Below are 3,011 nucleotides of genomic sequence, written 5' to 3'. Positions count from 1 at the left end.
AAGAAAAAGACATCCACTACCTGGGACGCCTGAAAGGCAACTCACGCCTGCAAAGCTCGCTCAGCCGTACCTGAAAAGACCCGTGTGTCGTCCATCTGATGAGCGGCTGGAGCCTGAGACGCCTGAGAGAGCAGCTTCTGAAAGTTGCCGCCACTCTCACCGTTCATGCCCGACAGATCAAGGTCAATCTGGGTGCTCCCGCCAACAAGTGGTGGCCTATCTTGATGGAAGCCCTTTATCGACCATAAACAGAGTAGATGCCACCAGTGAGTCATCAATCAAGTATCCACATGGGGTTATCGGCAAACGTCGAGAATCACGGCTGCCTGTGGATCGAAAATCTGGCTCAAGAAAGCTGGAAAGTGGCAAAAAATCAGTTAAAAAGGCCAGTAATCTCAGTAAAAAATGAGTATCGCACATGGGGTGCTGGTAGCAGGATCAAACAGCGGTTCGGAGAGGCTGATTCACAGTCTCATGAATAATGCGGGGTTATAGAGCCGCGTGGCGGAATCTTGGCAGATGGCAGGAAGTAATCAATGATCGTGCCACGAAAGCTCTTGAGGAAAGCCTTGCAAGAAGCGAGAATCAATTTCTCTTTGCAACGAAATTTCGAGAAATGCCAGAGCCTGAGAGAATGCGGTGTATTGCCAGTAAAATCGGGGTATTGCCGCCTCGATGGACAGGAGATCGTCTGCCAGCATGGAATGCCAGTTGGTCAGTTTGGAAGGGGGTTGTATGGCACTACAAGATATCCAGATTTTCCAACAATCTTTCGCATCTTAACAACACTGCCGACCTTGCTCAAGACAAATGGCTCGGACTCCTTCTTGGCTGGCCTAATGACGATATATCAATCGAAACAAGAAGAAAGAACCTCTGGTTCTGGCTTAGGGATCTTGAGAGGCTAGGCTACGTTGAGTACATCGGATGTCAACTGTTTAGATTTCATGGCGGGAAGGCGCCTAAAGGGTTTCTTCCCTGGAATCGTATCAAGTAGGTTAAATGCTCTGGATCGAACTGATGCTTTTAGTGACTGCTCCCCACCCTAAGCGCTAAAGCGCCAAGGGCGAGGCTTCCAACTTCTCAGGCAGCGGCGAGCGCCTAAAAGCCAGCACGCACATAGATACCGGCAAAAGGCCCGCTGATATCCAGGTCACCGTAAGCACCGCTCAGGTCATCCATCTCCAGATTGAAACTGCGGTGACCAACCATAATGCCGGGGGAGATCAAGGGCAGGAAGCCGATTTCATAACGCGCATCAATGACACGATCCATCAGACCGCTTCCTTGATAGCTGATCGCATTCACACCGGCGCCTACGGACAAGCTATCGCCAAGCGTGATGCGTCCTGCCAAATACCCCATGGGCAGCGGTGCATCCAGGTCAACAGCCTGCTCCTGCTTGTCAGGCTGACCGGCCACGTCACCGGTCACGCTGATCGCACCATCAAACAGGCGTACAGTCACACCCGCTTCGACACGCAGGCCAATCCAGGGAACAAAGGCGGTTATGCCATCCAGAAACCGGTAGTACGCGGTAATGTCGGTATGTGACAAATCCAGAAGGCTTGTGGTGTTACCGGTAAACGTGCGATCCCGGAACGTGAATGATTGGTTACGTGAACCATTGAACTCCAAATCTGTTTTGCTGATGCGCAGGTTGGGCACCATAGGCACAAAATGATCGAATTCCAGAAACAGCTGCTGCTGATTGTCATCTTTCAGCCCCAGTGAACCTGATGCGCTCAATCGAGGCTGATCGCTACTGCCTTGCACATAGCCAGAAACAGGCGTTGACCAGGTGCTGACACCGGCTCGGACAGTCAGGTCAGCCTGAGCCAATCCTGAGGCGAGTACGCCAGCGGTCAACAGCGAAGAAATGGCAATGATTTTCTTTTTCATCAATAATTTGCGCGCGAAACCCCGTGCTTCAGCTCGGGGTGGAAAGCGCACCCTCCTTTTTAGTAAGCGAAGTGAGGTGATAGCCATAGCCATCACCGCGTTGAATGATTCGACAATGCTTCCAGCTGATGCCCTGAACAATCTGATCAGGCATCTGGATGTTAAAACTGCCGCTTTTCCTGATGGCGACTCGACCCACATGCACACCCGCCTTCTTGCCGGTGGACACCTCGGCTTTCACCAGATCACCGGTCTGGAAGCCGTGAACGCTTTTCTCGCGCATCAAGTAACCACGCGGGAAGCCAAAGCGATCTAGCCGGGTGCGCTGGTAGCTGCCCCTGCCGGTAGCTTTGATTTCCAGTGTGGGTCGCTGCCATTCGGTCAGTGACTCCACTACACCCACGCAAGCGGCATCGAGCGCATGGGTTTTTGGAATGCCAAGCTGGCTGCGATTGAATTTTGTCTGGCCGCCAGTGCCGGTCACAACCGGCAGGCCGGTTTCTTTCAAAGCCTGGTACAGCGCCCAGCGGGTGGCATTCACTGCTGCAGCATCTCTCAGCGGCTTTTTGCATTGTTTCAACACCCGCTCTAGCTGCTTATCCGCTGACTTGCCGTTTTTCTTCAGGCGTTTTTTCAGGCCTTTGTCCTGCTGGAAAAACACCTCAACCGGCAGATTGCCTTTGTCTTGATTGCAGTCGTTGCAGGCCAGCGTCAGGTTGCTGACGCGATTTGAGCCGCCTTTGCTGCGGGGAATAATGTGCTCGACTTCCAGAGGCACCTCTTGGGTGCCGCAGTAGGCGCACTCTCTGCCCCATTTTTCGAGCAGGTATTCGCGCACCTCGTAGCCAAGCAGGGTGCCTTGTTGATACTCCACGCCACCGATCTCAGGATTCTCTAAGGCTTGAGTATCAAAGCGCACCAGCTCCTGTTGAATGCCGGTGACCGGTGCCAGTCGAATGGTGCGCTTCACCCAAGATGCCGTGGTATCCACCCGATGTTGCAGGCTCGGTGGCAGCCAGCCTTGAGGCTTGGTGCGATTATTAAAACGCGCAGGCCGGTAGCGCAGTTGATTTCTGCGTCTACGTCTAAAGGCACGGCGCTGCTCCAAG

At 53.3% G+C, this 3,011-nt stretch carries 3 protein-coding genes; 1 reads left to right on the top strand and 2 read right to left on the bottom strand.

Annotation, left to right across the window (positions count from 1 at the left end; all coding sequences use genetic code 11):
* On the top strand, nucleotides 1-409 hold a 409-nt coding region (locus tag IBX50_RS19160; protein WP_292257999.1), incomplete at its 5' end, for a hypothetical protein.
* Between the two features lie 692 nt (nucleotides 410-1,101).
* Here the strand turns inward: IBX50_RS19160 and IBX50_RS19155 are convergent.
* Together IBX50_RS19155 and iscB are read right to left on the bottom strand one after the other, a co-directional pair.
* Nucleotides 1,102-1,902: a TIGR04219 family outer membrane beta-barrel protein gene (locus IBX50_RS19155; protein WP_292257998.1), complete on the bottom strand. Its 801-nt coding sequence runs from the start codon at nucleotides 1,900-1,902 to the stop codon at nucleotides 1,102-1,104.
* Between the two features lie 28 nt (nucleotides 1,903-1,930).
* Nucleotides 1,931-3,011, bottom strand: a 1,081-nt coding sequence (gene iscB, locus IBX50_RS19150) for an RNA-guided endonuclease IscB (protein WP_292257997.1), incomplete at its 5' end; no start/stop codon positions are given.

Source organism: Marinospirillum sp. (assembly GCF_014859565.1).
Note: the sequence above shows the minus strand (reverse complement) of the source record. Positions and strands in the feature narration are given on the sequence as shown.

Coding starts and splice junctions, on each gene's coding strand:
- IBX50_RS19155 (WP_292257998.1), bottom strand. CDS start 1,902: ATGAAAAAGAAAATCATTGCCATTTCTTCGCTGTTGACCGCTGGCGTA.